Genomic DNA, 21,715 nt, shown 5'->3' on the forward strand with positions numbered 1-21,715 from the left:
GTTATGAAATGGAAGCAGGCGGATGCCGGGATGGCGGGCTGCGCCGAGCAGGTGCTGTCCGTCCTCGAAGCGCATGGGCATGAAGCGTATTGGGTCGGCGGATGCGTGCGTGATGAACTGATGGGCCGGCCGGTCAACGACATGGATATCACGACTTCGGCCCGCCCCGATGAAGTGACCCGGCTCTTTGAACGGACGGTGCCTACGGGAATTGAGCACGGAACGGTCACCGTTCTGGTTGGAAACTACGCCTTTGAGGTTACTACATACCGGGTGGAGGGTTCTTACGAAAATCACCGCCGGCCGGCGGAAGTGGCCTTTGTGCGAAATCTGTCCGAGGATTTGCGCCGCCGGGATTTCACGATGAACGCGATTGCCTGTGACCGGCAGGGACGGATCGTTGACCCTTACCATGGTGAAAATGACATTCGAAAAGGGATCATCCGCTGCGTTGGAGAGGCCCGCGTCCGCTTTCAGGAGGATGCCCTGCGGATGGTGCGGTGCATCCGATTTGCCTCGGTGTTCGGTTACCGCATTGCCTTTAACACCTGGAAAGGCCTTCTCCTGGAAAGAGAAGGAATTCAGTATATCGCGCTGGAGCGGATCCGGGCGGAGCTCGACAAAATGATGGAGGGCCCTCATCCTTATCTCGGCCTGGGCCTGCTGGGAAGGAGCCGATTGCTGGAAAAAGCCCGGGTACCGTTTACATCTAGCACCGTGGACGCCTCCCTGTCCAGGATCGGCGACATCCCTTCCAAGGAGACCGCTGTCAGATGGGCCCTGCTTATGCTGGCCTGCGGCTTATCCGGACAGGATGCCGGAAACCTGATGCGCCAGTATACGTTTTCCAACGATGCCCGCGAGAGGGTTGAAGCCCTTTTGTATTTGGACGAAGAGGTAAAAGGGTTGAGTGGCGAGACCCATCTTAGAGAGCAGTGGGTAGGTCTGGTACTGAAATACGGTAAAGAATCTATCCGGCGCTGGCTCCTGCTTCGCTCAGTACTGCCACAGGAACACAGGGGGACGGCAGCGGATGAGCTGCTGGCCCACGGGCTGGGTTGGATGGACGAAATGAAGATTTTCCACCTGCACGAGCTCCAGATCGGCGGCTCCGATTTGATCGCGATTTCGGGCAGGAGGGGCGGACCTTGGGTGGGAGAACTGCTGAAGCAATTGCTGTTTAAAGCGGCGGCAGGCATGCTGCCCAATACGAAATTGGATTTGACAGAAGAAGTGAGACGGGTGATGGTTACCGATGAAAAAGGCTGAGACCCTTTTGGATATACTGCTGGATGCGGATGAATTTGTTTCGGGCGAGGAGATCAGCCGGCGGCTGTCGGTCAGCAGAACCGCGGTCTGGAAACAGATCAACAAGCTCCGTGAGGCAGGTTACGAATTTGAAGCGGTTCCTCATAAAGGCTACCGGATTGTCAGCAAGCCGGACCTGCTGGATCAGCAGGAGCTGGCGCAGCGGATACAGTCTAAAGTGATGGGATCGCAGCTGAAAATATTGGGGACGACGGTATCGACGCAGGAAGAAGCGAAAGCGCTGGCTGAGGAGGGGGCGCCGGAAGGCACCCTGGTCATTGCCGAAGAACAGACCGGTGGCAAGGGGAGGATGGGCCGCAAATGGTTTTCGCCCTATGGAAAAGGCATCTGGATGAGCCTGGTCCTTCGGCCCGAGCAGCCGCTCCATTACACACCGCAGCTTACGCTCTTGACCGGAGTGGCGGTGTGCCGGGCGGTCCGCAAGGTGACCGGCGTCATGGCCGGTTTGAAATGGCCTAACGACCTGCTGGTCGACGGGCGGAAAATTTGCGGCATCTTGCTGGAGTCGGCGGCGGAGGACGAGCATGTCCGCTACTGCATTGCCGGCATCGGAATCAGCGCCAACCTGGACCGCGACGATTATCCGGAAGAGCTGACGGGGATCGGAACTTCCCTGAAGATCGAGGCGGGTGAGCCGATCGACCGGATGGCGCTCATCGCCACGGTGATGGAAGAGTTTGAAATGCTGTACGAGCTGTACCGCAAAGACGGATTTCAACCGGTCGCCTCGCTGTGGGAGGCACTGTCGGTAACGTTGGGCAAGCGTGTGTCGATTCAGACCGCACGCGGGCCGATCGAAGGAATGGCCGACGGGCTTGATGCAAGCGGCGCGCTTCGGGTTCGTACCGATTCGGGAGAGCAGATTCCTGTTTTTTCCGGAGATGTCGAACTTAGACGATGAAAATATAATGAATTTTTGCTATAATGACATGTAGAGGCGGTATCGACAGATGATCGAACTGCACTCTGCATGTTTTTGTTTGAAGAACACCCTCATAACTGCAAATGGAATATTGCCGTTACGTTGGATTCTGCTCTGAGCCGGAAGGACCGAGACAGAAGGGACGATCGCAAGTGACCCTTTATGCCCTTTCGGACCTTTTTAGTGACTCACTAAAAGGTTTTTTTGTTTTTATCCTATTTTTCACACCCATCGAAAGGGGAAGAAGCACAATGGCAAACAAACAACCACTGAATATCGTGAAAATGAAAAAGATGAAGGCGGATGGCATCCCGCTCTCCATGGTAACCGCCTATGACTATCCTTCGGCGAGCTTGGCGGAGGAAGCCGGCGTGGACATGATTCTGGTCGGGGATTCGCTCGGGAACGTGGTGCTCGGTTATGATTCCACGCTGCCGGTCACGATCGACGACATGGTGTACCATACGAGATCGGTTGTCAGAGGCGCCGGGCATACATTTATCGTGGCTGATATGCCGTTTATGACCTACCACGGAAGCATCGACAGCACGCTGGACAACGTCAAACGCCTGATGCAGGACGGTCATGCCCATGCCGTGAAAATGGAAGGCGGACGCGAAATCTGCACCGCGGTGGAAACGATCGTCAAAGCCGGCGTTCCCGTGCTTGGCCACATCGGCTTAACGCCGCAGTCGGTGAACCAGATCGGGGGTTACCGGATTCAAGGTAAAGACGAGGCGGATGCCGCCAGATTGCTGGAAGATGCGAAGGCTCTCGAAAAAGCAGGGGCATTCGGCGTTGTGCTTGAACTGGTAACGGAGGAAGTGGCCCGCTATATTTCCGAGCAGCTGTCGATTCCGACCATCGGGATTGGCGCCGGACGGTATGTCGACGGCCAGGTGCTCGTATTCCATGATTTGTTTAAGTACGCATCCCCGTATCGCGACAAGCGTTTTGTCAAAACCTATGGTGACATCGGAACGATCGTTCGCGACGGGATCAGCCAGTACGTTCATGACGTGAAGAGCCGCTCTTTTCCGGATGAGACCCATGTATTTACGGCAGACGATCAGGTCGTCGAGAACTTATACGGCAAAGGAAAGGAGAAGGTGGGACACGCATGAAAGCTGTAAGAACGATTGAAGAACTGCGCAGCGGTATACGGGCGCTACAAATAAATTTGGGACCGGAAGCCACGGTCGGCCTGGTTCCTACGATGGGTTATTTGCATGAGGGGCATGGCAGCTTAATCCGCCGTGCCCGCAAAGATAACGGGATTGTCGTCGTCAGCATTTTCGTCAACCCGATCCAGTTCGGTCCGGGCGAGGACTACGAAACTTATCCGCGTGACGAAGCAAGAGATCTGGCACTGGCCGAAGCGGAAGGAGCGGACCTGGTCTTCCTTCCGTCGGTGGAGACGATGTATCCGCAGCCGACCAAGACCAAAATCATAGTATCGGACATTACGACCCGTTTGTGCGGCGCCTCCCGTCCGGGACATTTTGACGGCGTGACGACGGTGGTGAGCAAGCTGTTCAACATCGTTCAGCCCGATAAAGGTTATTTTGGCATGAAAGATGTGCAGCAGGTCGCCGTGCTTCAGCAGATGGTACAGGATCTCAACATGAACGTAGAGATTGTTCCCTGCCCGATCGTACGTGAGGAAGACGGCCTAGCTCTAAGCTCGCGCAACGTGTACCTGAGCGAAGAGGAACGCCGGCAGGCGCTCGTGCTGTCACGCTCTCTGCGCGAGGCTGCGGCCGCTGTGAGCGAGGGGACGGCGGTAACCGCCGGGGACATTCGAAACCTCCTGCAGCGCATCATCAGCCAGTCTCCGGTGGCCGATATCGAATACGCCGAGGTCGTGTCTTTCCCTGGGCTTCAGCCTTATCCCGAAGACGAAGAAATCAGCCGGAAGGACGAGGCCGTCCTGATTGCCCTAGCCGTCCGTTTCGGTCGGACGCGCCTGATCGATAACCGTTTATTTAATCCCAAGGAGGCGAATTGACCGATGTACAGAACGATGATGAAATCCAAAATCCACCGTGCGACCGTAACCGAAGCGAATTTGAATTATGTGGGAAGCATTACGATCGATGAAGATTTGATGGAAGCCGCCGACCTGCTGGAGAACGAAAAGGTCCAAGTGGTGGATAACAATAACGGGGCGCGTCTGGAAACCTATGTCATCCCAGGTCCCCGCGGGAGCGGTGTGATTTGTTTGAACGGGGCGGCAGCCCGCATGGTTCAGCCCGGTGACACCGTCATTATTATATCCTACGCCGTCATGTCCGATGAGGAAATCAAGAGCCACAAGCCGACGGTAGTTTTTGTGAATGAATCCAACAAGCCGATGAACACGATGAGCAAAGAGGTTCACGCCACGATTATTTAAGGACTTGTCGGGTATGCGCGGGGAAGCTAAGACAAGGAATGGCAGCCCGGAGCGGGAATGAAAAAGCCCGGGTTAACAAAAAATGAGTTCAGGTGACCGCACTGATTTCATTTTTGTTTAAGGTGGGATGCAGCCATGTTTCAGCATGTATTCGCGGAAATGAACAACATGTTAGACGAAATCGTGAAACATTACCCCACAGCGCAGGAGGCCCAAAAGCATCAGCTGATCCAAAAGTGGAATTTGCTCAAAACGATGAGCGACGGCATCATAGAAGAATGGTTGTCTTTTGAAGAGAAAATGGGCGCTTTCCGGGAGCAGGCCAAGATCGCGCCTGTATTTCCGCAGCATGAAACGCCCGAGGTCGAGATGGATTCCTTTATCCGGGGGCAGGGATATTTCAAGCTGCTGATGTACAGGCAGGCGGCCCAGCAATTTGCGCAGGTGATCCTTGAATTTCCCGACAGCTATTTGGCCCGGATGTACTTGGCTATGGCGTATTTGCACCTGGAGGAGCCGGCGGAAGCCCGCCATCATTTCCAGTGGATTCTGCCGCTTGCCCAGCATCCCAAGCTGAAGGCGATGGTGCTGAATGCGCTTGGCTGTGTCGAGGCGATGCAAGGGCAGCTTGGCAAGGCCCAGGATTATTTTACGCTGGCGCTTTCGCATGATCCCTCGTTCCCGGATCCGCTAATGAATCTGCAGGTTTGCCAGCAACAGTGCGGTCAGCTTCATTATGGAAGCCAGTTAATATCGCTGATGTAATGCATGTGAGAAGACGATGCCCGCTGCACGGAAAGCGCCGGGTGTCGTCTTTTTCTATAGAACCGGAAGTTCAAGTTTTTCCTTCCTTGAATTTTCAAATGTGAAATCTTCTGTTATGCTGTTAAGGAGACTGGACGAAAGGATTTAGGAATCATGAAATTTGCCGTACTTGACTTCGAAACGACAGGCAACCAGTCCGCAGACGAAATTATTCAAGTTGGACTTGCCATTATAGAAGAGGATGGGACGATTTCAAAGGTGTATGGCTCTTATGTCAACCCGGGTATCGAAATCCCTCCGTTTATTACGGGACTTACCGGCATTACGAATGAGGATGTGGCCGCAGCTCCGGCCCTGGAAGAAATGATGATGGAGCTCGTGCCGCTGCTCGACGACGTGGTCCTGGTAGGGCATAATGTAGCATTCGATTTTAATTTTTTGCAAAACGCACTCGACCGGTGCGGCTATTTGCCGTTCTCTGGGCGAATTCTGGACACGCTCGACCTGCTCAAAATATGCTTCCCTTCGCTGACTTCCTATCAGCTGGGCATGGTGACCGGACACTTCGGTCTTCAGCATGACCGGCCGCATCAGGCCGACAGCGACGCTTTGGCGACGGCATACGTTCTGCTGAAGTGCCTGGATGAGCTGAACAGCCTGCCGTTGATTACGCTGCAGCGGCTGGCCGAGCTGTTTGCCGATGAGGACAGCGACCTCGGCTGGTATTTCGACGGTCTCTGCCAGGAGAAGGAGCGGGAACCCGCTCAAGATCTGAACAGCCACACCTTTTACCGCCAGCTGGCGCTTAAGGTGGAAGACTGGACCGAAATGGCCCCGCCGCGCGACGACGTGGACGACAATCCGCTCAAAGGCGTCGAGTTTAAGGAATATTTGGCCGAGATCGAAAAACGGCTGCGCGATATTATGCCTCATTACGAGGAGCGCGAGCCGCAGACGATCATGTTCGACCAGGTGATGAATGCGCTGGATCAGGACAAGCATCTGCTGATCGAAGCCGGGACCGGGACGGGCAAGTCGCTCGGCTACCTGATCCCCTCAATTTATCAGAGCGTGAAGCAGGACCAGAAGGTGATGGTCAGCACGCATACGATCAACCTGCAGGAGCAGCTCCGGGAGCGGGATATCCCACTCTTGACACAGGTCGTGCCATTTCCTTTCAAGGCTGCCGTGTTCAAAGGCAGACAGCACTATTTGTGTTTGAGAAAATTTGAACATAAAATAAACAGAAGAGACTTTATCAATCCGAAGGAAGACACCATCACAGCCGCCCAGATGATCGTCTGGCTCGCCCAGACCGAATCGGGTGATGACGAGGAGCTGAGCCTCGGCGGCCGTGCGGGAGACTTCTGGGAGACCGTAAGCAGCGACTCGGACTCCTGTCAGGGCCGTGCCTGCCCTTGGTTCCGCAAGTGTTATTACCATCGGGCCAAGCATGAAGCCGGAATCGCGGATGTCGTCATAACGAACCATTCCAAGCTGTTTACGGATGTCAAGGCAGGCCATCAGCTGCTGCCTTCCTACGAGCGGCTCGTGATCGACGAAGCCCATCACCTGGAAGACGTTGCCGGCAAGCATCTCGGTCTTCATTTGAAGTACTTTACGGTCGTCCATACGCTGACACGGCTCTATAAGGACGCCCGGAGCGGGCAGCTGCCGGCTCTTCGCCAGCTGCTTCAATCGTCGGCCTATGAGCAGGCCGGTGAATGGACCGCCGTTATCGACCGGATGAGCGAGGATTTGGTCGATGTCAAAGAGCACTGGGACAAGCTGAGCGAATTGCTCTTCAGCCTGCTTCCGGAACGGAGCGACGCTGCTCCCGGCGACGGCGGCCAGTATACGCTGCGCCTTCAGCCGGGGAAAAAGCCGAAAGAGTGGGAGACGCTGGCGGCGCTCGAAAACCAGATCTTTGTCACGGTAGGGGAAATCGTCCGCAAAGGTGAAAAGATGCTGGCCGAATACAAGGAGGAGCAGGATGATTACGGTTCCGACAGCCTGATCACCGATATCGGCGGGCTGCTCAAGGACCTCAGCTCCGAGCGGGAGAATCTCCGCTTCTTTATGACGCTGAACGACGAAACCGTCGTGTACTGGATGGAAGCGAGCGGCCATTTCCGCAGCAAATCGCTCCAGCTGTACGCTGTTCCGGTTGACGTCAGCAAGCAGCTCAAGGAACTGTTTTTTGATAAGAAAAAGAGCGTCATCCTGACGTCCGCCACCTTATCCGTAGATAAATCGTTCCAGTATATGATCGATAACCTCGGACTGCAGGAGGACCAGGACAGCGGACGCCTTGTGACGGTCCAGCTTCCGTCCCCGTTCCGGTACAGGGACCAGGCGCTGCTCGTCATTCCGCGGGATTTTCCAAGCGTGAAGGGAAGCGTCGGGGACGCCCTGTTTGTCGAAACGCTGGCCCGCTCACTAGCGGACGCCGCGATCGCGACCCACGGCCGGATGCTGGTGCTGTTCACCTCATACCGCATGCTGCGCCAGGTATACGAGCCGCTGAAAGAAGCCCTTGCACAAAGCGACATCGCCGTGCTTGGACAGGGCGTAGACAGCGGCAGCCGCACGAAGCTGATCCGGCGGTTTACGGACAGCAGCGCTTCGGTGCTGCTTGGAACGAGCAGCTTCTGGGAAGGCGTGGACATCCCGGGTGAAGCGCTGACGTGCCTGGCCATCGTCCGGCTCCCGTTCCAGCCGCCGAACCATCCGCTGGTGGAAGCGAAGAGCGAGCTGCTGCAGCGCCAGAAGAAGAACCCGTTCATGAAGCTGTCGGTCCCGCAGGCCGTCATCCGCTTCAAGCAGGGCTTCGGGCGGCTGGTCCGCACCGCCCACGACCGGGGCATCGTCATCGTATACGATACGCGTGTCATCGAATCGTATTACGGGAAGTACTTCCTGTACTCGCTGCCTGGACCGAAAATGGAGCATATGCAGACAGACCAGATGGTTCCGCGCATCTCTGAATGGCTTCATCAGGACGGTGTGTCTTAAATGAGTCCATTAGATAGAATGAACTAAAGCGGTTAGAACAGGAAGTTCAATGCACAACTTTAGTTCAATCTATATAACCAAATAAATATTCAAGCCGTTCAATAGGGGGAACATGCATGAAATCGGAGAAAATATCCGAGGCGGTTGTCCGCAGATTGCCTATATATCTTAGATATCTAAATGAGCTGAACAAGCGGGAGGTGGCCACGGTCTCCTCCCAGGAGCTCGGGCAGAAGCTGGATCTCAACCCGGCGCAGATCCGCAAGGATTTGGCGTATTTCGGGGATTTTGGCCGTAAGGGGATAGGGTATGACGTGTCCTATCTCATCGAGAAGATCCGTCAAATTCTGAATTTGGACCAGCAGATCAACGCGGTGCTGGTCGGAGCGGGGAATCTTGGTCAAGCTTTGTCCAACTATAACTTTTACCTGAAGGAGAATATGAAGATCGTGGCCGTGTTTGACGCCAATCCGTCCAAAATCGGCACGCGGATCAACACCTTGACGGTACAGGCCATGGATGAGCTGAAAGAAACGATACAAAGCAAAAATATCCGGATCGGGATCATTACCGTCCCGGATTTCGAAGCGCAAAACGTCGCCGATCAGCTGATTGCGGCCGGGATCGAAGCGATTCTGAATTTTGCGCCGACGATTCTGAAGGCGCCGGCTAGCATCCGGATCCATGCCGCCGATTTTACGACGGATTTGCTCAGCCTGGCTTATTATTTGAACAACGGAAAGGACGACACGGAAGATGACGGACAATTTGAAGAGCTCCAGCAGCCGGAGCGCCAATCCTAAATGGGCCATCAAGAACGGCAGCTTTGCCGTTTTGCGGCCGGAGCAGCCGGTATTGCACGGCTGGATGGTCATTGAGGGCGACCGCATCACCTATATCGGTGAAGATGAGCCGCAGCTGGAGGAAGGCGTACAGGTCGTCGACGGCACGCATTTATTTTTTATGCCGGGCCTGATCAACACCCATGGACATACCGCCATGTCGCTGCTGCGAGGTTACGGAGATGACATGGTGCTCCAGGAATGGCTGCAGGAAAAAATGTGGCCGATGGAAGCGAAATTCACGTCCAGTGACGTCTGCTGGGGGACTTCGCTGTCCGTGCTTGAAATGCTGAAGGGCGGCACGACGACGTTCCTCGATATGTACGATCATATGGATCAGGTGGGCAAAGTGGTGACTGAATCCGGCATGCGCGCTGCCCTGACCCGGGGTGTCATCGGTCTGTGCCCGGAGGATGTGCAGCGGCACAAGCTGAACGAAGCCATTCAGTTCGCCAAGGACTGGCACGGGCAGGCAGACGGCCGGATCACGGCAATGATTTCTCCGCATGCCCCGTACACATGCCCTCCTGATTTTATCGAGAAGTTCGTTCAGGCGGCGCATGACCTGGATCTGCCGATGCATACGCATATGTCGGAGACCAAGGCGGAAGTGGAGCAGAACGTACGCGATTATGGAACGCGTCCGGCGATTCATTTGGAGAAGCTCGGCATGTTCTCACGGCCGACGATTCTGGCACACGCGGTCCATTTAACAGACGAGGAAATCGACATTTTGGCGAAGCATCACGTGACGGTATCACACAACCCTGGCAGCAACCTGAAGCTGGCGAGCGGTGTGGCCCGCGTTACCGACATGATGCAGGCAGGCATTACGGTTTCCCTGGGAACCGACAGTGCGGCGAGCAACAACAATTTGGACATGTTTGAAGAAATGCGCCTTGCCGCTTTGATACATAAGGGCGTCTCGGGAGATCCGACGGCGGTTCCCGCGGCGGAAGCACTGCGTATGGGCACGATCTACGGAGCCCAATCCTTGTTCCTGGAGGGAGTCGGTGCACTTGAGGCCGGGATGAAGGCGGATTTTATCGCGGTGAATACGGATCAGGCTCATTTTCTGCCGCGTACGGACTTCATTTCACACGTCATTTATTCGGCCAGCGCGAAGGACGTTGAGCATGTCTGGGTGGACGGGAAGCAGGTCGTGAAGCACGGCAGCTGTCTCACCCTGGACGAGGAACGCATCCGCAGGGAAGCCCAAGCGGCTTTTGAAGGTCTTCTCTCCCGATAAGACCGGGATGATTAGCTCACCTTTCAGAAAGGAAGTTCAGGTTGAAGAACAAGAAAAAATGGATCTTTCTCGGCATTGTCGCCCTGCTGCTGATCATTTTCGGCGCTTACCGTTATTTTATTTACGTGCTGCAGGATCAATGGAGCGAAAAGGACACCGCTATTGCCAAAGCGAAGCAGGAAGCCGGAATCGTGTCGGTCGCCGATGCCCAAAAGTCGGTGTGGGACCAGAACAGCATCTACTGGGTCGTGGAAGGGACGAACAAGACAGGCCAGGAGGTCATGGTCTGGGTGCAGTTCACCGATCAGGGAAAACCCAAGGAAGGCCAGAATACCGTACATCAAGAGCTTTTGAGCAGCGGTATGTCCAAAGAGAAGATGAAGGCCAAAATCAAAAGCACCATTCCCGGCATCAAAGACATGCGCCTCGTACCGGGTGTTTATAACGGAGAATACGTATGGCAGCTGTTCTACAAGGTGAAAGATCACTATTACTATCAATTTTACCGGTTCAGCGACGGAGCGGAAATCGGCAGCCCGTTCACGCTGCCCAATCGATGATTATGTTTAAACGGCCATATCATGCAGAAAGAACCTCATCCTCAAATGGGGTTCTTTGGCTTACAAAGGATAATATTTAAAATATATTCACACTTTACCTTCGATTTAGTATATACAATGTGATATACTCTTATTTGTATTGAAGAGATATATATGACGAACAGCCCGGATTGTACTATAATTAGAGGATAGCGTTTTTCAGTAAAATTCAGCAGCCCGCTTCAGCTTGGAACAAGATTTTTCTGCTCTTTATTGAAAAACATGGTATATAGAAGTGCGGTCAGATGCGTGTATCTAACGAAGAGATGCTTGTGTTTCGCGACAAGCGCAAAACCATCCATCGAATCGGACTGGAACAGAAGCATGATGGCCTACCAATGGACTTGAACCGCTAACGAAATATTTATTTTTGTCATCTAAAGTTTACTTTTTTTTGCTTTACCATTTCGAAAGGGGGACAACAAGTGAAATTGCGTCCATTGCCTATTATTATAACTGTTGTGGTTTCGGTAGCCGTACTGTTTGGCGGCTGGTTCTTTTATCGGCAAACGACCCTGCAGGGTCCGCTGCAAAAAATCGTCAGCAATTATCAGGGCGTGAATAACGCACATTTTAATATTACCCGCGATCAGGTGGATTTGAAACTCGATTTGAAGCCGAATGTAAATTTGGCTGATTTGGCGGATAAAATCTCCACCGAAGGCAAATCCGTCGTCGGCACCCGGACGCTGAAGTTCGATTTTGTGGATCATTCATCGGACAAGCTGAACCAGTATTGGGATAAAGCGATGTTCTCTGTAGCCGAAGCGATGGAAAACAAGCGCTATACGGAAATTCCGGTCAAGCTGCAGGATCTGGCTAAGGGTACCGGAATTCAGACGAAAGCCGAAATGGACACGAAAAATGTCTATATCACGCTGACGGACGGCAGCTCAAGTAAGTTTCTTGTTCTGCCCCGTGATCCCGGCAAGATGGGAGTGTGGGAATAATGCCTAAATTGCTGAAGGAAATTTTGATCGGATTTGTGCCGGTATTATTCATTTTTCTAGCTTTTGTAGGGGTCAATGTCATCCCTCTCATTATCGCCGGCGTGATGATCGGCGGACTCCTGTTTATGACCAATATGAGAGGCGGACTGACGGTAGGTGCTGCTTCGGAACGCAAGCGTAAAAAGGGCGGGCCGAAGAAGCTCACTTTTGAAGAAATCGGCGGCCAGGATAATGCCAAGCAGGAACTGCGCGAGGCACTGGACTTCCTGATCCGTCATGATGAAATCCAGAAGCTCGGCATTCGCCCGTTGAAAGGAATTCTGCTGACGGGACCTCCCGGAACAGGGAAGACGCTGATGGCCAAGGCGGCCGCACATTACACGGATTCGGTATTCGTTGCCGCATCCGGCAGTGAGTTCGTAGAAATGTACGTCGGCGTCGGCGCGGGCCGTGTCCGGGATCTGTTCCGCGACGCGAGAAACCGCGCAGCCAAGGAGAACAAGCAGAGCGCGATCATTTTCATCGATGAGATCGACGTCATCGGCGGCAAGCGCGAAGGCGGGCAGCAGCGCGAATACGATCAGACGCTGAACCAGCTGCTGACCGAGATGGACGGCATCTATTCATCGGACAGCCCGAGAATCCTTTTGATTGCGGCGACCAACCGCAAGGAGATGCTGGACAGCGCACTGCTTCGTCCGGGACGGTTCGACCGTCATATTCAGGTGGACCTGCCTGACAAGAAGGGACGCAAGCACATCCTGGAGCTGCATGCGAAGAACAAGCCGCTGCACGAGGATGTCAACCTCGATAAAATCGCCGAGGAATCTTACGGCTTCTCCGGCGCCCAACTGGAGAGCGTTATGAACGAAGCCGCGATCTACACGATGCGTGAAGGTCTGAAAGAGATCGAGCAGCGCCATCTGTCCATGTCCATCGACAAGGTGATGATGGGTGAGCGCACCGACCGTGAATCGACGATCGAAGAGAAGAAACGCGTCGCCATCCATGAGCTTGGACATGCCATCATGGCAGAGCTGGTACGTCCGGGCAGTGTCAGCCAGGTGGCCCTCAGCCCACGCGGCAAGGCGCTCGGTTACGTGCGCCATAACCCGCAGTCGGAGCAGTACCTGTACACGAAATCGTTCCTGGAAGAGCAGATCATGATTGCTCTCGGCGGCGCGGCGTCGGAGGAAATTTTCTACGGCGGACGCAGTACCGGTTCGAGCAACGACTTTGAACAGGCGCTCGACATCGTCAAGACGATGATGAGATCCGGCCTTACGTCTCTTGGCATCGTAAACATGGATATGGTCACGACCGAAGAGCTGATGAAGGTGAACAATAAGATTCTGGAAGACCTGATGGGCAGAACGCGCAGCCTTCTGGAGAACCACCGGATCATTTTCGACAAATCTCTGGATATTTTGCTGGCAGAAGAAACGCTGTCCGGCGAACAATTCCGCAAGCTGTTTCATGAGTTTTCACTACTGCCAGCCTGATGCGCTGGCTCTTTTTTTTACTTTTTTTTAATGCTGCGTTATTATTATAAGTTGGGTCGTAAATGTATTTTTCGACAAGAAGGGTACAATAAATATAGAAGACCATGGAAGGTGGAGCAGAAACATGTACTTTAAAAAAATTGGTGTTATCGGCGGGGGGACGATGGGCCAAGGCATAGCCGAAATGCTGGCCGCCAGAGGCCTGGACGTGCTGCTGGTCGAGAAAACGCCGGAGAAACTCGATTATTCGTACAGCATGATCGAAACGAGTCTCGATAAGCAGCTGGAGAAATGGGCGATCACCCAAGCGGAGAAAAAGCTCATTTTGGGCCGAATCCAAAAGGTGGTCCATTTTGCTGAGCTGGGAAGCTGCGATATGGTCATTGAGACCATTTCGGAGGATCTCGAAGCGAAGAAGGAAGTATTTGCCCAGCTGGATCAAGTGTGTCCTAATCATATTATTCTCGCCAGTAATACTTCTACGCTCAGCTTAACGGAGCTTGCGAGCACGACGATGTATCCGGAGCGTGTCATCGGCCTGCACTTTATCCATCCTGTCAGCAAGGTTGACCTCGTGGAAATTATCCGCGGCCTGAAGACGTCTGACTCCACGTTCGGGGAAACGAAGCGTTTTGTGGAGGAAGTCGTGGACAAGAAAGGGATCATGGTCTATGAGTCCCCAGGCTTTGTGACGAGCCGCATGATCTGCCTGATGATTAACGAAGCGCTTCATATCCTGCAGGAAGGCGTCGCCTCCGCGGAAGATATTGACGATGCTATGCGGATCGGCTATTCGTTCCAGCACGGACCGCTCGAAATGGCGGACCGCTTCGGTCTGGATTCGGTTCTGGCCGCTCTGGAGCGCATGTTCCGCGAGTTCGGCGAACTGAAATACCGCCCGTCCATCGTGCTAAAGAAAATGGTTCGTGCCGGGCATTTGGGCGTGAAAACAGGAGTAGGCTTCTTCAAGTATGACAAGGATGGTGACCGCGTATGAAAATTTTGGTGATCAATGCTGGCAGCTCTTCGCTGAAATACCAGCTGTATGATATGACAGACGAAAGCGTACTTGCAAAAGGACTCGTAGAACGGATCGGCATGGACTCATCCATCGTTACCCATAAACCTACCGGCCGCCCGGACGTGACCGAGGTCAGCGAAATTCTGGAGCATACGACGGCGATCCGCAAAGTGCTTGCCCTGCTGACGGATAAAGAGAACGGCGTGATCGAATCCGTGGATGAAATCCAGGCGGTCGGCCACCGGGTCGTGCACGGGGGAGAATTTTTCAAGGAATCCGCTCTGGTGGATGCGGAAGCCAAGTCTAAAATCCGCCAGCTGTTTGATCTGGCGCCGCTTCATAACCCTGCATCCATGCTGGGGATCAAAGCAACGGAGGCGAATATGCCTGGCGTTCCGCAGGTTGTCGTGTTTGATACCGCCTTCCATCAAACCATGCCGGAGACGGCTTATTTGTATGCCATTCCGAGAGTGCTGTACAACAAATACAAAGTCAGACGTTACGGTATGCATGGCACCTCGCATGATTTTGTCAGCAAAGCGGCAGCGGAGTACCTGGGCCGGCCGCTGGAAGATCTGAAGATCATTACCTGCCACATCGGTAACGGGGCGAGCCTTACCGCCGTGGATGGCGGAAAATCGGTCGACACCTCCATGGGCATGACACCGCTCGAAGGCTTGATGATGGGTACGCGCAGCGGTGACCTGGATCCGGCGATCGTTCCTTACGTGATGAACAAGGAAGAGCTGACGGTCAACGAAGTGAACTCCATGCTGAACAAGCACAGCGGTCTATTGGCCATTTCCGGTATCAGCAGCGACATGCGCGAAATTACCGAAGGAATGGAGAAGGGCGATGCCCATTCCAAGCTGGCCTTTGACATGTACGAATACCGTCTGCGCAAGTACATCGGTTCATACGCAGCCGCGCTGAACGGCGTGGACGTGATCGTCTTTACGGCGGGCGTCGGTGAGAATTCGGTTGTTTTGCGTAAAAAAGTATGCGAAAATTTGACTTACCTGGGCGTGGAATTGGACGAAGAACTGAACGCCGTCCGTTCCGGCGAACCGCGCCGCATTTCTTCCAAGAACTCCAAGGTGGAAGTGCTGGTCGTTCCGACGAACGAGGAACTGGTGATCGCCCGCGATACCAACCGGATCGTTCAATCCTTGAACGCCTAGGCTGAAGGGATACAGGCAAGTAAAGTTAAGGGAGAGATTGAAGCATGGCCACCAAATGTGTAATTCGTGACGTAAGCAAGCACGTGGGCGAAACCGTCACGATTGGCAGCTGGATCAACAACAAGCGTTCCAGCGGTAAAATTCAATTTTTGCAGCTGCGCGACGGCACCGGATACATCCAGGGCGTCGTCGTCAAGAGCGAAGTCACCGATAAAGTGTGGGAAGACGCGAAAAGCTTGACGCAGGAGAGCTCCCTGTACGTCACAGGCGTCGTGCGCGAAGAACCGCGCAGCCCGTCCGGTTATGAAATGACGGTAACGGATGTGGAAATCATTCATCTGACGGAGAACTATCCGATTACGCCGAAAGAGCATGGCGTCGACTTCTTGATGGATCACCGCCACCTGTGGCTCAGATCGTCCAAGCAGCGGGCGATCCTGGTGATCCGCGCCGAAATTATCCGCGCTGTGCAGGAGTTCTTCGACCAGAACGGCTTTACTCTGGTGGACCCGCCGATCTTGACGCCGACGTCCGCAGAAGGGACCACGAACCTGTTCCATACGAAATACTTCGAGGAGGACGCCTATCTCACGCAGAGCGGTCAGCTGTACATGGAAGCCGCGGCGATGGCCCTCGGGAAGGTGTATTCGTTCGGACCGACCTTCCGTGCCGAGAAGTCCAAAACCCGCCGCCATTTGATCGAGTTCTGGATGATCGAGCCGGAAATGGCATTTACGGATCACGAGGAGAGCCTCCGTGTGCAGGAGCAGTTCATTACGCATGTGGTGCAGTCCGTCGTCAAAAACTGCCGGGCAGAGCTGGAAGCGGTAGGACGCGATGTATCCAAGCTGGAGAACATCCAGGCGCCGTTTCCGCGCATCACGTACGATGAAGCGATCGAATTTTTGCATGGACAAGGCTTCGATATCCCTTGGGGCGAGGATTTCGGCGCTCCGCATGAAACGGCGATTGCCGAAAATTACGACAAGCCGGTGTTCATTACGCACTATCCGGTCGGCATCAAGGCGTTCTATATGAAGCCGGATCCGAACCGTCCGGACGTCGTGCTGTGTGCTGACATGATCGCTCCGGAAGGATACGGCGAAATTATCGGCGGCTCGCAGCGGATCGACGATCCGGAGCTGCTGGAGGAACGCTTCAAGGAGCATGAGCTGTCCACGGACGCCTACCAATGGTACCTGGACCTGCGTAAATACGGGACTGTGCCGCATTCCGGATTTGGTCTCGGACTGGAACGGACGGTAGCCTGGATTTGCGGTCTGGATCATGTTCGCGAGACGATTCCGTTCCCGCGGACGCTGTACCGCTTGTACCCATAATGCCGGAAGAGGTGGAGCTCATGGACAATGCAGGTTGGAAGACATGGGCCGAGGGAGCATCATCCGGACTCGGGGCAGGCATGGCGGTCATTCCGTATGTGCTGCTTCGCCATTACCGCAAGCTGAAGCTGACGGATAGCGAAGCGATGCTGCTTGTTCACCTGATCGCGTTCAAGCAGGTCGAGCAGAAGGACTTTCCGACGATGGAGGAGCTGGAGGAGGTTACGGGATCCGGCGCCCAGTCGATTGCGGAGTCGCTGCAGAAGCTGATGAGGGCAGGGTTCATCGCCATCGATGAGGAGCTGGATGAGCTGCGCGGTATTCAATATGAACGGTACAACTTGTCCGGTCTGTATCATCAGCTGAGCCTGTGCCTGGCGAGCGAGGAGAAGCAGCGGACCCAGGCTGCGAACAGACGGACGAAGAAGGCGGCCAAGCAGGAGACGGACAGCAGCAATATGTTTACCGTTTTCGAAAAGGAATTCGGCCGTCCTCTCTCACCGATGGAATGCGAAACGATTTCGGGTTGGATGGACCAGGACCGTTACCCTGAAGAGCTCATCCGCATGGCGCTGAAGGAGGCGGTCTTTGCCGGTAAGGTCCATTTTCGGTACATAGACCGGATCCTGCTGGAATGGAGCCGCAACCGGGTGCGTAGTGCCGAGGATGCCAGAGCCTACACGCAAAAATTCCGTGGCGGCGGCAGAGCCTGACATCAGAGAGTTGAAAGCGTGCCTTTCCGGTTAAACGGAAAGGTACGCTTTTTTAGCGTCTGAACAGAACGGTTAGGCCGTGTGGTTTGAATCAGGTGTAAGGACAGCTGCTGCTTGGAAGCGGTTTGGTTTCCGTCTGATTATGCGCCGGTTCGATGGACGTTTCCATATAAAAAAGGCGGTTCGGCGGGCGGCGGGAACATGATCGGCACGCAGGAGTATGGTACAATATTTCATAGTGTTTAAGAAGCTGGGCTGAAAGCTTTTATACGTTAAAGGAGGATATCCATGAAGAACATACTGATCCTTGGCGGTACCCGTTTTTTCGGCAAACGGCTTGTTGAGCGGCTGCTGGAGGATGGGCATGAAGTCACCATCGCGACAAGAGGAAACACGCCGGATCCCTTTGGCGACAGGGTAGAGCGGCTGGTGCTGGATCGTGAGAATAAGGAATCTCTGGCCCAGGCCGTGGCAGACGGCAGGGTGTGGGAGGTCGTATATGACAACATCTGCTATTCCCCTCAAGCGGCTCAGGATGCCTGTGACGTATTTCAGGGAAAAGTCAAAAGATACATACTTACCTCGTCTCTGTCGGTGTACGATCCTTCTTCGCACCGGAATCAGGAGAAGGACGTCAATCCGTACATTTATCCGATCACGATGGGAGGCAAGGATGATTTCTCCTATGCGGAAGGCAAGCGGCTCGCCGAGGCTGTCTTTTTCCAAAAGGCCGACTTCCCGGTATGCGCCGTCCGCTTCCCGATCGTGCTGGGGGAGGATGATTACACGGAGCGGCTTGAATTCCATATCCGGCGGATCCAAAGCGGTACTCCGATCGGCATGCCGAATCTGAGCGCCAAGCTGTCGTTGATCGATTCTGAAGAGGCCGCCTCTTTCCTGAGCTGGCTGAGAACCCAGCGTGTGGAGGGGCCAATCAATGCCTGCTCGCAGGGGGATGTCAAACTGTCGGACATCATCGGCTGGATCGAGAAGGAAACGGGACGCAAAGCCATCATCCAGCGGGAGTCGGCGAAAGAAAATGCTTCCCCTTTTGGCGTACCGGAGTCCTGGACGCTGGATACCTCCAAAGCCGAGCGACTGGGATATTCGTTTAAGCCGATCCGCTCGTGGGTTCCGGCTTTGATCAAGCAGCTATCTCAGCAGGAGAATGTTTAGAAAATCATTTGTGGCGCTTCAGCTGGCCTGGGGCAGCCAGGCACGGATTCATTCAACCGGCAATTTAGGGCAGCCTCTTCCTTCGGGGAGGGGCTGTTTTTCTTTTGGATGATATTGGCACGAATTTTTTTTGAAAAACATGCAGGGTTAACCCGGAGGGCCGGCGTCTATAGATACGGGAAGGAGGAGAGAGTTATTGACGAGGAAGCATTGATCGAGCAAATTCGTGATGGCGACCAAAGCGCGTTCCGCACGCTCGTGGAGCGTTACGGACAGCATGTGTTCCATACGGCCTACTCGGTGCTGAAAGATGCCAAGGAAGCCGAGGACGCGGCCCAGGAAGCCTTTATACAAGTGTATAAATCTCTCTCCGAATACCGGTCCCAAGGATTCAAGACGTGGTTGACCCGCATTGCTTTACATAAAGCCATCGATGCTAAAAGAAAGCTGGGCAGGCGCAGGGAAGACCAGCTTGCGGATGCAGAGCAGCTGAACCAGTGGCCTTCCGGTGAAGCGGATCTGCTGGCTCAGCTGGTCAAGAAGGAGAAAAAAGAGACGCTGGAGCGGAGGTTACATCGCCTGCCGCAGCAGCACCGCGAAATTTTGATTCATTTTTATATTCAGGAAAAAAATTACGAGCAGATCGCCAAGGAGCAGGGAATTGCCGTCAAAACGGTGGAATCCCGGCTGTACCGGGCGAGAAGCTGGGTCCGCACCCATTGGAAGGAGGAGGAGTGGAAATGAGTCACAAAGGGCGCTCCCAGCCGGTGACGCAGGACTGGGTGGAGTACATTCAGGGGGATTGCTCCCCGGAAAAAGCGGATTCGCTGGAGTCGCTGCTGCTGGAGGACGATTCGGCCCTGGCGGCATACATGCAGGTCATGAATGATTTGGGACCGAAGCTGCCTGGTCTCGAATATGAGCAGTTGTTCATCGACAACGTCATGGATGCTCTTCCTTCCGATGACAAAGATGCGGAGCGCGGAGCAAACGAAAATTGGCGCCGGCGGTGGTACGAACATCGCATGTTCCATTACGCCGTGGCGGCCTGCATTACGCTCGTATTCCTGTCAACCGGATGGTTCGACAAGCTGGGCCCGGAAACGCTGCACAAGGCGGGAACCGGCGGTCAGCCGACGTATGGTGAAAAGCTCGTTCATGTGACGACAGGCTGGCTGGACCGGCTGAAGCCATAAAAAGAGGGAATAGATGACCATTCAGAATCAAGGAAAGGAACGATGACTTTGTATCCACAACGCAGTAAGATGGCTGCTTTTATCCTCAATTTCATCCCGGGCCTCGGCCACTACTACATGGGACGGAAGCTGAGAGGGGTTATATACCCCATGCTGTTTTTTGGAGGCATTTTGTTTGGAGTAATGGTGGCGATCGCACTGGGTGAAGGCGGCATGTTTTTTGCTTTTACCCTGCTGTGTGCGGCTATACTATGGGGGATTTGCATGCTGGACCTGATCGTGTATCTGGTGCGCATGCCTGCTCCGCAACCCGGGTATCCGCCGCAGCCTTATCCTCCGCATTGGGAACCGGGGGCCGGTCCTTATCCGGGAGGATTTAGCGGGCAGGGGCAGCCTGGGTTTCCGGGGAATGGACCCGAATTTGCCCAGGAAGGAATGTATGCGCAGCAGCCGTACCCTCCTTATCCGCAGCCCAGCCCGGAGAACGAGCGCTTCTTTACGATTTTGCTCTCCTTTATTCCGGGGCTTGGACATCTTCATATGGGATTGATGCAGCGGGGCCTGTCGTTCCTGATCGCCTTTTTTGGGCTGGGGACCGTCATGTTCTTCCTGACCGGCCTGACCAGCCATGCGTTCTTTATGCTGTTCCTCGGCATCCTGCCGATCATCTGGCTGTACTGCATGTTTGACGCCGTGCAGCTGATCCACCGCAAGCAGGCCGGCGAACGGGTTGAGGACCGCACCCTGTTCGACGAGATGGAGGCCGGCCGGGCGGGAGGGCGCCGCAGCAAAGTGCTCGCCACGCTGCTGTCTGCTTTCCCGGGAGCCGGACATATGTACCTGGGCCTGCAAAAAAGAGGGCTGCAGCTGATGGTGATTTTCCTGGGGAGCGTCTACATCTTGGATTTGCTGCGTCTGTCCCTGTTCATGTTTCTCATTCCGCTCATCTGGTTTTACGCCTTCTTCGACGGGCTGCAGCAGACGAGCCGATACGGGCGGGAGCCGCTCATCGACCGGCCTGTCATTGAAGGCATCAAGCTGCACCAGAAGTGGCTTGGCATTGGCCTGATGGCACTCGGCGTGTATTATATCGCCACGAGCCTGATCATTCCCGAGCTTGAAGCGCGGTTTCCCGAGTTCCATATCGATTACCGGATTTCGCATTACTTGAAAACAGCCATCGTAGCCCTGCTGCTGATCGGCGTAGGCATCCGGCTGTTGACCGGGCCCAAACCGAGCGGCCGGGAGAGAAGCCACGGGGATTTTTAATCGGATATTCACGCTAAGATACTGTTCGGCCCTTTATGCAGCCTGACTTGAGTCAGGCTGTTTTTTATGGGGATTAAAGAGGATAAGTATGGTGACACCGAGTCCTTACGCACAAAAGACATATAGCGGTAACCAATGGAGCACGATATCGATTGCTTTCCTGTTTCAGGAAATGGTATGATAGCCCATGCTCTAGCATGAGTTCGGGTCGGAATCGGGTATGAAGGTTTTTATCATGAAAGCCCACAGCT

At 54.3% G+C, this 21,715-nt stretch carries 20 protein-coding genes; all 20 read left to right on the plus strand.

Annotation, left to right across the window (positions count from 1 at the left end; all coding sequences use genetic code 11):
- Positions 1–3: 3 nt before the first annotated feature.
- The 20 genes from K2F33_RS18675 to K2F33_RS18770 all read left to right on the plus strand — a co-directional run bounded on the left by K2F33_RS18675 (position 4) and on the right by K2F33_RS18770 (position 21,464).
- Complete coding sequence (locus K2F33_RS18675; protein ID WP_089548033.1) at positions 4–1,269, plus strand: CCA tRNA nucleotidyltransferase; 1,266 nt, start codon at positions 4–6, stop codon at positions 1,267–1,269.
- Positions 1,256–2,230 carry a biotin--[acetyl-CoA-carboxylase] ligase gene (locus tag K2F33_RS18680; protein ID WP_263878225.1) on the plus strand — a complete coding sequence of 325 codons (975 nt, stop codon included), beginning with the start codon at positions 1,256–1,258 and terminating at the stop codon, positions 2,228–2,230. Before K2F33_RS18675 ends, K2F33_RS18680 begins: the two co-directional genes overlap by 14 nt.
- Before the next feature lie 272 nt (positions 2,231–2,502).
- Positions 2,503–3,375, plus strand: coding sequence for a 3-methyl-2-oxobutanoate hydroxymethyltransferase (gene panB, locus K2F33_RS18685; RefSeq protein WP_263878226.1), 873 nt, complete (start codon positions 2,503–2,505; stop codon positions 3,373–3,375).
- Positions 3,372–4,259, plus strand: a complete 888-nt coding sequence (panC, locus tag K2F33_RS18690) for a pantoate--beta-alanine ligase (protein ID WP_263878227.1) — start codon at positions 3,372–3,374, stop codon at positions 4,257–4,259. The genes panB and panC overlap by 4 nt, the downstream gene beginning before the upstream one ends.
- Before the next feature lie 3 nt (positions 4,260–4,262).
- The gene (gene panD, locus K2F33_RS18695; RefSeq protein ID WP_076170868.1) at positions 4,263–4,646 is read left to right on the plus strand and encodes an aspartate 1-decarboxylase; all 384 of its coding nucleotides are present in this window, start codon (positions 4,263–4,265) and stop codon (positions 4,644–4,646) included.
- Positions 4,647–4,781: 135 nt separating this feature from the next.
- A complete protein-coding gene (locus tag K2F33_RS18700; protein ID WP_076170870.1) occupies positions 4,782–5,411 on the plus strand; it encodes a tetratricopeptide repeat protein in 630 nt (209 codons plus the stop codon).
- Between the two features lie 153 nt (positions 5,412–5,564).
- A complete protein-coding gene (gene dinG / locus K2F33_RS18705; RefSeq protein WP_263878228.1) occupies positions 5,565–8,426 on the plus strand; it encodes an ATP-dependent DNA helicase DinG in 2,862 nt (953 codons plus the stop codon).
- 116 nt (positions 8,427–8,542) lie between these two features.
- Entirely contained in the window at positions 8,543–9,229 is a 687-nt protein-coding gene (locus tag K2F33_RS18710; protein ID WP_076170875.1) for a redox-sensing transcriptional repressor Rex, read from the plus strand.
- Positions 9,183–10,517, plus strand: a complete 1,335-nt coding sequence (locus tag K2F33_RS18715; RefSeq protein ID WP_263878229.1) for an amidohydrolase — start codon at positions 9,183–9,185, stop codon at positions 10,515–10,517. The genes K2F33_RS18710 and K2F33_RS18715 overlap by 47 nt, the downstream gene beginning before the upstream one ends.
- A gap of 41 nt (positions 10,518–10,558) precedes the next feature.
- Complete coding sequence (locus tag K2F33_RS18720; RefSeq protein WP_212967863.1) at positions 10,559–11,077, plus strand: cell wall elongation regulator TseB-like domain-containing protein; 519 nt, start codon at positions 10,559–10,561, stop codon at positions 11,075–11,077.
- 464 nt (positions 11,078–11,541) lie between these two features.
- Positions 11,542–12,066 (plus strand): hypothetical protein, encoded by a 525-nt coding sequence (locus K2F33_RS18725; RefSeq protein ID WP_116229723.1) that lies wholly within the window; start codon positions 11,542–11,544, stop codon positions 12,064–12,066.
- Positions 12,066–13,568 carry an AAA family ATPase gene (locus K2F33_RS18730; RefSeq protein ID WP_263878230.1) on the plus strand — a complete coding sequence of 501 codons (1,503 nt, stop codon included), beginning with the start codon at positions 12,066–12,068 and terminating at the stop codon, positions 13,566–13,568. Before K2F33_RS18725 ends, K2F33_RS18730 begins: the two co-directional genes overlap by 1 nt.
- Positions 13,569–13,692: 124 nt before the next feature.
- On the plus strand, positions 13,693–14,565 hold the full coding sequence (locus K2F33_RS18735; protein WP_076170885.1) for a 3-hydroxyacyl-CoA dehydrogenase family protein: 873 nt from the start codon (positions 13,693–13,695) through the stop codon (positions 14,563–14,565).
- The gene (locus tag K2F33_RS18740) at positions 14,562–15,770 is read left to right on the plus strand and encodes an acetate/propionate family kinase (protein WP_116229725.1); all 1,209 of its coding nucleotides are present in this window, start codon (positions 14,562–14,564) and stop codon (positions 15,768–15,770) included. The genes K2F33_RS18735 and K2F33_RS18740 overlap by 4 nt, the downstream gene beginning before the upstream one ends.
- A gap of 44 nt (positions 15,771–15,814) precedes the next feature.
- Positions 15,815–17,110: an asparagine--tRNA ligase gene (gene asnS / locus K2F33_RS18745; RefSeq protein ID WP_076170891.1), complete on the plus strand. Its 1,296-nt coding sequence runs from the start codon at positions 15,815–15,817 to the stop codon at positions 17,108–17,110.
- A 20-nt stretch (positions 17,111–17,130) separates the two neighbouring features.
- Positions 17,131–17,823, plus strand: coding sequence for a DnaD domain-containing protein (locus tag K2F33_RS18750; protein ID WP_263878231.1), 693 nt, complete (start codon positions 17,131–17,133; stop codon positions 17,821–17,823).
- A 288-nt stretch (positions 17,824–18,111) separates the two neighbouring features.
- Complete coding sequence (locus tag K2F33_RS18755) at positions 18,112–18,999, plus strand: NAD-dependent epimerase/dehydratase family protein (RefSeq protein WP_263878232.1); 888 nt, start codon at positions 18,112–18,114, stop codon at positions 18,997–18,999.
- Positions 19,000–19,107: 108 nt separating this feature from the next.
- On the plus strand, positions 19,108–19,743 hold the full coding sequence (locus K2F33_RS18760) for an RNA polymerase sigma factor (protein ID WP_145023951.1): 636 nt from the start codon (positions 19,108–19,110) through the stop codon (positions 19,741–19,743).
- Positions 19,740–20,195 (plus strand): hypothetical protein, encoded by a 456-nt coding sequence (locus K2F33_RS18765; RefSeq protein ID WP_263878233.1) that lies wholly within the window; start codon positions 19,740–19,742, stop codon positions 20,193–20,195. Before K2F33_RS18760 ends, K2F33_RS18765 begins: the two co-directional genes overlap by 4 nt.
- 42 nt (positions 20,196–20,237) lie before the next feature.
- Positions 20,238–21,464 carry a hypothetical protein gene (locus K2F33_RS18770; RefSeq protein WP_263878234.1) on the plus strand — a complete coding sequence of 409 codons (1,227 nt, stop codon included), beginning with the start codon at positions 20,238–20,240 and terminating at the stop codon, positions 21,462–21,464.
- Positions 21,465–21,715: the final 251 nt, after the last annotated feature.

It is taken from the genome of Paenibacillus sp. PSB04 (assembly GCF_025809195.1).
GTDB lineage: Bacteria > Bacillota > Bacilli > Paenibacillales > Paenibacillaceae > Paenibacillus_AQ > Paenibacillus_AQ favisporus.

Excerpts from the sequence above, each read along its gene's own strand:
- K2F33_RS18740 (WP_116229725.1), top strand. The coding sequence starts at position 14,562 with ATGAAAATTTTGGTGATCAATGCTGGCAGCTCTTCGCTGAAATACCAG.
- K2F33_RS18770 (WP_263878234.1), top strand. The coding sequence starts at position 20,238 with ATGACTTTGTATCCACAACGCAGTAAGATGGCTGCTTTTATCCTCAAT.
- dinG (WP_263878228.1), top strand. The coding sequence starts at position 5,565 with ATGAAATTTGCCGTACTTGACTTCGAAACGACAGGCAACCAGTCCGCA.
- K2F33_RS18765 (WP_263878233.1), top strand. The coding sequence starts at position 19,740 with ATGAGTCACAAAGGGCGCTCCCAGCCGGTGACGCAGGACTGGGTGGAG.
- panB (WP_263878226.1), top strand. The coding sequence starts at position 2,503 with ATGGCAAACAAACAACCACTGAATATCGTGAAAATGAAAAAGATGAAG.
- K2F33_RS18730 (WP_263878230.1), top strand. The coding sequence starts at position 12,066 with ATGCCTAAATTGCTGAAGGAAATTTTGATCGGATTTGTGCCGGTATTA.
- K2F33_RS18715 (WP_263878229.1), top strand. The coding sequence starts at position 9,183 with ATGACGGACAATTTGAAGAGCTCCAGCAGCCGGAGCGCCAATCCTAAA.
- K2F33_RS18760 (WP_145023951.1), top strand. The coding sequence starts at position 19,108 with ATGATATTGGCACGAATTTTTTTTGAAAAACATGCAGGGTTAACCCGG.
- asnS (WP_076170891.1), top strand. The coding sequence starts at position 15,815 with ATGGCCACCAAATGTGTAATTCGTGACGTAAGCAAGCACGTGGGCGAA.
- K2F33_RS18710 (WP_076170875.1), top strand. The coding sequence starts at position 8,543 with ATGAAATCGGAGAAAATATCCGAGGCGGTTGTCCGCAGATTGCCTATA.
- K2F33_RS18675 (WP_089548033.1), top strand. The coding sequence starts at position 4 with ATGAAATGGAAGCAGGCGGATGCCGGGATGGCGGGCTGCGCCGAGCAG.
- K2F33_RS18735 (WP_076170885.1), top strand. The coding sequence starts at position 13,693 with ATGTACTTTAAAAAAATTGGTGTTATCGGCGGGGGGACGATGGGCCAA.
- K2F33_RS18700 (WP_076170870.1), top strand. The coding sequence starts at position 4,782 with ATGTTTCAGCATGTATTCGCGGAAATGAACAACATGTTAGACGAAATC.
- K2F33_RS18750 (WP_263878231.1), top strand. The coding sequence starts at position 17,131 with ATGGACAATGCAGGTTGGAAGACATGGGCCGAGGGAGCATCATCCGGA.
- K2F33_RS18755 (WP_263878232.1), top strand. The coding sequence starts at position 18,112 with ATGAAGAACATACTGATCCTTGGCGGTACCCGTTTTTTCGGCAAACGG.
- panC (WP_263878227.1), top strand. The coding sequence starts at position 3,372 with ATGAAAGCTGTAAGAACGATTGAAGAACTGCGCAGCGGTATACGGGCG.
- panD (WP_076170868.1), top strand. The coding sequence starts at position 4,263 with ATGTACAGAACGATGATGAAATCCAAAATCCACCGTGCGACCGTAACC.
- K2F33_RS18680 (WP_263878225.1), top strand. The coding sequence starts at position 1,256 with ATGAAAAAGGCTGAGACCCTTTTGGATATACTGCTGGATGCGGATGAA.